Source organism: Streptomyces sp. NPDC059534, from assembly GCF_042743475.1.
GTDB lineage: Bacteria > Actinomycetota > Actinomycetes > Streptomycetales > Streptomycetaceae > Streptomyces.
Window position 1 is genome coordinate 20,872 of sequence record NZ_JBHWAQ010000058.1, and the last position, 7,158, is coordinate 28,029.

The following is a 7,158-nucleotide window of genomic DNA, read 5'->3' on the forward strand; positions in this document are numbered from 1 at the left end:
CCGCACATGTGTCCGTACCGTCCCGAGGGTGGACTGGCTCACCGCTGAGAACCTCATCGCCGTGGTCACCGCGCTGCTCGGCGTCCTCGTCTCGGCCGGCGCCGTCTGGTACGAGCGGCGGGTGCCGCACCAGCGGCGGATCGGCTACCGCGTCCAGCTCGACACGGCCATCGGGGACGGCGCGGCGAACCGGGCCGTCACCGGGGCGGCGGGCGCCGGAGCGGCCGTCCGGCGCGGCTACTTCAACGCGAGCCCGGACCTGGCGGACGCCACCCTCGTCCTGCTCCGGATCGAGAACGACGGGGCGCTCGCCCTCACCCGCGAGCACTACACGGACGGCGACGACCACGGACTGACCGTGGACTTCGAGGGGCGGCGGGTGAAGGCGGTCGTGGTGACCGCGCCGGACCACCCCCGGCTGCTGAGCCACTTCCCCGCCGACTGGCAGGGCCCGGCGGAGGGCGCCACCACCGTCCTGCTGCCCAAGGTCCCGCTCAACCGGGGCGCCCACTACAAACTGCTCGTCCTGCTGACCGGCGGCCCGATCGGCGGGCCGGTCTCGGTCGACGGGAACATCGCCGAGGGCCACGTCCACGTCAACCACAGCACCACCCCGGACGACGAGGCGCCCGTCTTCAGCCGGGCCGCCCGGACCGTCACGATCATCCTCACCGCCTGCGTGGTCGCCCTCGCCGCGCTCGTCGTCCGGGAGCAGACGCCACCGCCGATCGGCTGCGCCCGGGGCACCCTCACCGTCACCGGGTCGACGGCCTTCGCGCCGGCCGTGCGGGAGGTCGCGGAGAAGTACGAGCGGGACTGCGAGGGCTCGACGGTGATCGTGGACGTGCACGGTTCGACCGCCGGGATACGCGAGCTGGCCGAGACCGGGGCGAAGACGCCCAAGGGTTCGCCCGCCGTCGTGGCCCTGTCGGACGGACGCAAGCCCGGCGGCTACCCGGAGCTGCGGGAGAGCATGGTCGCCGTCTCCCTCTTCACCCTCGTCCTGAACGACGGGATACCCGTCGACGATCTCACCCAGGAGCAGATCCGCCGGCTCTACCGGGGCGAGATCACCAACTGGAACCAGCTCGTCCCCGGCCTCGACCGGCCGGTGCTGCTGGTCAGCCGGGACGCCAACTCCGGGACCCGGCAGGTGTTCCAGCGCCGGGTCCTGGGCCGCAACGAGCCGGCGAACTCCTCCCAGGACTGTGTGACCCGCGACGACCCCGAAGCGAAGGTGATCCGCTGCGAGCTCGACTCCACCGAACAGGTCCTGTCCACCGTCGCCAGGCTCCCCGGGGCCGTCGGCTACACCGAACTCCGCGCGAGCGAGGGCCGGAAGGGCCTGCACAGGGTGGCCGTCGACGGGCGGCGGCCGGTGGTGGACGAGATCGGCGCGTCCGGCTACCCGTACCGGGAGATCGAGTACGCCTACACGTGGGGCCGGCCGCCGGCCGACTCCCTGACCTCCAGCTTCCTGACCTATCTGGGCCGGGGCAGCGGCCAGGACGTCATCCTCACCCACGGCCACCTGCCCTGCGCCACGCCGAAGGGGCTGCGGATCTGCGGAGACGGCTGACACCCCGTCTGGCATGCTCTGACGCTGTGGAGCCATTGAGTGCGGAAGACCCGGTCGGCATCGGCCCGTTCCGACTGATCGGCCGCCTCGGGGTCGGGGGCATGGGCCGGGTGTTCCTCGCGCGTTCGGCGGGCGGGCGGACGGTCGCGGTGAAGGTGGTGCACGCGGAGCTGGCCGCCCAGGACGAGTTCCGGCGCCGGTTCGCCCGCGAGGTCGCCGCCCTGGAGCGGGTCGGGGGCACGGGCACGGCCCCCGTGCTCGGCTCGGACACCGCCGCCGAGTCCCCGTGGGTGGCCATCGGCTATGTGCCGGGACCCTCGCTGCGGACCGTGGTGGGAGACGACTTCGGGCCGCTGCCGCCCACGACCGTGCGGTCCCTGGCCTCGGGACTGGCCCGCGCTCTCGACCACATCCACGCCGCCGGACTCGTCCACCGCGACCTGAAGCCGTCCAACGTGCTGCTGACCGTCGACGGCCCCCGGGTCATCGACTTCGGCATCGCCCGCGCCGTCGACACGGTCGCCGACGGCGGCGGACTCACCAGCACCGGGGCGGTCGTCGGATCGCCGGGGTTCATGTCGCCCGAGCAGGTGCGCGGCGAGCACGTCACCCCCGCGTCGGACGTCTTCTGCCTCGGTTCGGTCCTCGTCTACGCGGCGACCGGCCGGGCCCCGTTCGGGACGGCCGACAGCGGTGTGCACGCCACCATGTTCCGCATCGCCCACGACGAACCCGATCTGACGGACCTCCCGCCCGAGCTCTCCGGACTGATCCGCGCCTGCCTCGCCAAGGACCCGGCGGCCCGCCCGTCGGCGGCCGAGATCGCCGAGACCCTGCCGGTCGCCGACCCCTGGCTCCCGGCGGACGTCCTCGCCCCCATCGGCCGCCACACCGCCCGGCTCCTGGAGGCGGAGGCGGGCGCGGAGGAGGCGCCCCGCACCGGCGACACCCCCGCCCCCGCCGCTCCCCCGCCGTCGGCCGCCACCTCCGGCTCCTCAGCGGCCTCCGCCGCCGCCACCTCCGCCGCCACCGCGCCCCGGCCCCGGCGCCGTACCGCCCTGCTCGCCGCCGTCACCGCCCTCGTCGTCGCGGCGGCGGCCGCCACCGCCGTGTACGCCTACTGGCCCGACCGGGGCGACGGCGGCACCGCGGGCGGCGGGAAGGGCGGTGGGAAGGGCGGCGTCAGCAGCCAGGCCGGGATCGTCCCGGCCTCCTTCCTCGGCGCCTGGGAGGGCGTGCTCAAGGGTTCGGCGGACGTCCCGTACGAGACCCGCCGGATCGAGATCAGCCAGGGCCCGGCCGGTTCCCGCTCCGCCGTCTACACCCATGTCACCGGGGAGCTGCTCTGCATCGGCCGGGCGACCCTGATCTCCGCCACCGACGGCGAACTCGTCCTCGGCGAGGCCGAGATCACCGCGAGCGTCCCCGCCCAGCGCTGCACCCCGGCCGCCCGGCAGACCCTCCGGCTGCGCTCGACCGACGTCGTCCAGTGGGGCTCCGGCGTCGCCCAGAGCACCTTCCAGCGGGTCCCGTCCGGCACGAGCGTCGTCCCCGCCGCCTTCGTCGGCACCTGGAAGCAGGCGCCGGACACGGTGACCCAGCCCCAGCCCGACCGCTGGTCCTACCGGCTCACCGTCACCCAGGGCCCGGCCGGCGCACCCCTGGTGCGCTTCGAGCAGTCGTACCCGCGCATGGACGACCAGGGCAACCCCCTCGCCGACGACATCGACTGTGCCTCCACGGCCGTCGTCGGCGGCGCCGGCGCCCTCCTCGTCATCGGCCCGGAGACCCGCGACCCGGCCGTCTGGGACCCGGACTGCGTCGAGAACGGCTCCAGCAACCTCCGCATCGTCCGCTACCAGGGCAAGGAGCGGCTCCACCTCTACGGCATGACCGCGGACGGGGAACCGGCCGAGTTCGTCCGCGGCTGATTCGTCCGCGACCACTTCGTCCGCGCATCTTCGACCGCGACCAGTTCGTCCGCGATCAGGACGTCGGCCGGGGCGGCTGGTCCGTGACCTCGGAGGCGGCGCGGGCGTACGCGCGGACGAGGGGGCGGGTGTCGTCCGCGCGCCAGGCGAGCGCGAAGCGGCTGGGCGAGACGCCGTCGACGGGGCGGGTGACGACACCGTCGCGGGTGAGGAGGGGCGCGTTGCCCGCGGCGACCAGGCAGATGCCGAGGCCGCCGACGAGGGCCTCGTACGTCTCGTCGGCGCTGGCGATCTCGCCGCCGACGACCGGCGGGCGCCCGCCGCGGGCGTCCACCGCCAGCCAGTGGTCGCGGAGTTCGGGACCGCTGGAGGGGAGGGCGAGGAAGGGCTCGTCGAGGAGGTCGGCGAAGCGCAGGCCGGTACGGGCGGCCAGCGGATGGGACTCCGGGAGGGCGACCAGCCGGGGCTCGGTGGCCACCACGACCCAGCGGAAACGGTCCGCACCGGCCAGCGGGAGCCAGACGAAGGCCACGTCGCTGCTCCCGTCGGCGAGGCCGGCCGTCGGATCCTCCCAGCCGACCTGGCGCAGCTTCAGCCGGGCCTCCGGGTGCGTCCCGGTGAAGCGGGAGCGGATCGCGGGCAGCAGTCCGCCCCGGCCGGGGCTGGTGCTCATCCCGACGACGACGGTGCTGTCCGTGGCCTCCCGGGCGCGCCGTACGGCCTCGTGGCCCTCCTGCCAGGCGGCGAGCGTGGCGCGGGCGTGCGGCACCAGGGCCGTACCGACGGAGGTGAGGGTCACGCCCTGCCGGTCGCGGTCGAAGAGGGCGGTGCCGAGCTGTCGTTCCAGCGCCCGTATCTGTTTGCTGAGCGCGGGCTGCGAGACGTACAGCCGCTCGGCCGCCCGGGTGAAGTGAAGCTCCTCGGCGACCGCGAGGAAGTAGCGCAGATCCCGCCCGTGCACATCCATAGCCATGGGTTATCACGGGAGATCTTGGACGGGCAAAGCCCTTGCGGAGCAAGCTTGTTGTGTCATCGAGCAGTACCCATGAGGGGGAGTACGCACATGAGCAAGGTCTGGCTGGTCACGGGCGCCAACAGCGGTTTCGGGCGCGCCTTCGCCGAGGCCGCGATCGCCGCGGGCGACGTCGTGGTCGCCGCCGCGCGCCGCACCGAGACCCTGGAGGACCTGGTCGCCGCCCACCCCGACCAGGTGGACGCGGTCGCCCTGGACGTGACGGACGCGGCGGCGGTCGACCGGGTCGTGGCGGCGGCCGTCGAGCGCCACGGGCGGATCGACGTCCTGGTCAACAACGCGGGCCGTACCCACGTCGGTTCGGTCGAGGAGACGGGGGACGCCGAGCTGCGGTCCCTGTTCGACGTCCACGTCTTCGGCCCGGCCGCCCTCGCCAGGGCCGTCCTGCCGCACATGCGCGCTCGCCGGTCCGGCGCGATCGTGCAGCTCAGCAGCGTCGGCGGCCAGATGTCGATGGCCGGGTTCGGCGCCTACAGCGCGACCAAGTTCGCCCTGGAGGGCATGTCGGAGGCGCTGGCGGCCGAGGTCGGTCCGCTGGGTGTCAAGGTGCTGATCGTGGAGCCCGGCGCCTTCCGCACGAGCCTCTTCGGCAACCACAGCCTCAGCGGTGACGGCATCGCCGACTACGCCGACACGGTCGGCGCGACCCGCGCGTTCGTGGAGACGGGCGGCGGCACGCAGGCCGGCGACCCGGCGAAGGCCGCGGCGGCGGTCCTCCAGGCCCTCGACGCGGAGGAGACCCCGCTCCGGCTGGCCCTCGGCGACGACTCGATCGACACGATCCTCGCCCACCTGGACCAGGTCCGGGCCGACGTCACGGCCTGGGAGAAGGTCGGCCGGGACACGAAGCTGTCCTGACGCCCGCGGAGCCGCCGGTGGCGTACAACCACCGTCCCCCGCCGGGAGTCTGAGAGGGCGGTACGCACTGGTGTGCGTACCGCCCGGCTTCTCAGGAGGGACTTCCTTGGCTTCCGCAAGCACGACCCGACGCCGTCTCGGCGCCGCCGTCGCCACCGTTCTCGCCGTGACGGTCGGCGCCGGCGTCCTTTCCTCGCCCGGGGCCGTGGCCGCCCCCGCCGCCGTGACCGCGGGCACCGCAGCGACCGCCGAGGCGAATCTGCCGCTCGACGCCGAGATCGTCAGCTCGGGTGACACCGGGTACCTGACGTCCAGGAAGGACGACGGGGGCAACACGGTCCTGGAGTGGCACCGGACCGACGGCTCGGTCATGCCGGTCAACACCGGCACCATGGGCCACGACAGCAACTCCGACATCGCCGTGACCAGCAACGGCGGCAGCATGGTCTTCCTGCGGGACATGACGCCCGGCGCCACCTGGTCCGCGTACTTCGACATCATGGCCCAGCTGGGTTCCGGGGCGAAGCTCGTCGGCGTGGTCGGCCGGAACCTCTTCGTGAGCGTTCCCACCACCGGCGACTACCGCGAACTGTGGCAGCTTTCGCAGACCGACGGCGTCGCGAAGAAGACGAAGCTCTCGTCCCGCACCACCAGCGTCGACTACAAGGTCGTCGCCTCCGCCGGCAACGACCTGATCGTCCTCGGCAGCACCCGGGTGTTCTCGGGGCCGACCTTCCGGACCGAGTACTGGAAGGCGCTCACCAACGTCAACAACGGCTCGGTCGTCGACTGGGGCGGCACCGAGGCCATCGGCCCGTGGACCCAGGCGTCGACGGGCGCCTACACGGCCGACCACAAGGCGTGGGTCGAGTACACGGCCGGGGTCACCGAGCTGGTCGTGGCCGGCCCGGGCGCCCGCAAGGACATCGCCATGGACAGCTCCATGAGCGGTGCCGTCATCGCGGGCATCGTCGGGGACGTCCTGCTCTACGGCGTGCCGGGCACGGCCGCCGGGGAGACGCCGAGCCCGCTGTACGCGCGGAACCTCAAGGACCCCGCCGCCGTGCCGTACAAGCTCCTGGACAACTTCTCCAGCGTGGCGCACTCCCCCGACGGCGCCCTGCTCGTGCGCGGCTTCTCGGCCGAGGGCGACGGCCTCTTCCGCGTCTCGGGCGGCGTCGGCGGCGCCCGCCCCGCCGTCGCGCTGGTGGCCGACACCGGCCGGGTCATGGCCGTCAAGGTGACCGAGTCCCAGGTCCCCGCCACGCTCGACCTGGAGAAGCCGGGCACCCAGGCCCCCCTGGCGTGGACCCTCTCCCGCGCGAACGCCACCGTGGACGTCACGCTCACGCACTCCGCCACCGGCAGGAAGGTCACCCAGCGCCTGCCGCGGCCGCTCACCGGCAGCCGGTTCACCTTCGCCTGGGACGGCCTCCTCGACGGCGTCAGCGCCCCGAACGGCCGCTACACCTGGCAGCTCACCGCCACCCCGGACGACGGCCTCGGCGGCCCTGCGACCGCCTCGGGCGGCTTCCAGGTCGTGCGCCAGGCGAACCCGCACGACTACAACGACAACGGCTCCACCGACCTCCTCGCCCGTGACGCCGCGGGCGTGCTGTGGCGCGACGACCTGCGGGACTGGCCCGTGGGCGGCCAGATCGCCCCCGCCAAACGGACCCGACTCGGCGCCGGCTGGCAGGTCTACAACCAGATCGAAGCCGCCGGAAACCTCGCCGGAGCCCCCGCGGGCGACCTCA

At 73.9% G+C, this 7,158-nt stretch carries 5 protein-coding genes; 4 read left to right on the top strand and 1 reads right to left on the bottom strand.

Going from position 1 to position 7,158, the window contains the following annotated elements:
* The first annotated feature begins 28 nt into the window (after nt 1–28).
* Together ACFVZH_RS36930 and ACFVZH_RS36935 are read left to right on the top strand one after the other, a co-directional pair.
* Nucleotides 29–1,579 (top strand): PstS family phosphate ABC transporter substrate-binding protein, encoded by a 1,551-nt coding sequence (locus tag ACFVZH_RS36930; RefSeq protein ID WP_384904504.1) that lies wholly within the window; start codon nt 29–31, stop codon nt 1,577–1,579.
* Between the two features lie 26 nt (nt 1,580–1,605).
* The gene (locus ACFVZH_RS36935; protein WP_384904506.1) at nt 1,606–3,510 is read left to right on the top strand and encodes a serine/threonine-protein kinase; all 1,905 of its coding nucleotides are present in this window, start codon (nt 1,606–1,608) and stop codon (nt 3,508–3,510) included.
* A 55-nt stretch (nt 3,511–3,565) separates the two neighbouring features.
* On the opposite strand, the gene ACFVZH_RS36940 is transcribed toward ACFVZH_RS36935, so the two are convergent.
* On the bottom strand, nt 3,566–4,483 hold the full coding sequence (locus tag ACFVZH_RS36940; protein WP_384904508.1) for a LysR family transcriptional regulator: 918 nt from the start codon (nt 4,481–4,483) through the stop codon (nt 3,566–3,568).
* A 90-nt stretch (nt 4,484–4,573) separates the two neighbouring features.
* Between ACFVZH_RS36940 and ACFVZH_RS36945 the strand changes: the two genes are divergently transcribed.
* Both ACFVZH_RS36945 and ACFVZH_RS36950 read left to right on the top strand, forming a co-directional pair.
* Complete coding sequence (locus tag ACFVZH_RS36945; protein ID WP_384904510.1) at nt 4,574–5,401, top strand: oxidoreductase; 828 nt, start codon at nt 4,574–4,576, stop codon at nt 5,399–5,401.
* 106 nt (nt 5,402–5,507) lie between these two features.
* A partial coding sequence (locus ACFVZH_RS36950; protein ID WP_384904512.1) for a hypothetical protein occupies nt 5,508–7,158 on the top strand: 1,651 nt, incomplete at its 3' end.

Coding starts and splice junctions, on each gene's coding strand:
- ACFVZH_RS36940 (WP_384904508.1), bottom strand. CDS start 4,483: ATGGCTATGGATGTGCACGGGCGGGATCTGCGCTACTTCCTCGCGGTC.
- ACFVZH_RS36945 (WP_384904510.1), top strand. CDS start 4,574: ATGAGCAAGGTCTGGCTGGTCACGGGCGCCAACAGCGGTTTCGGGCGC.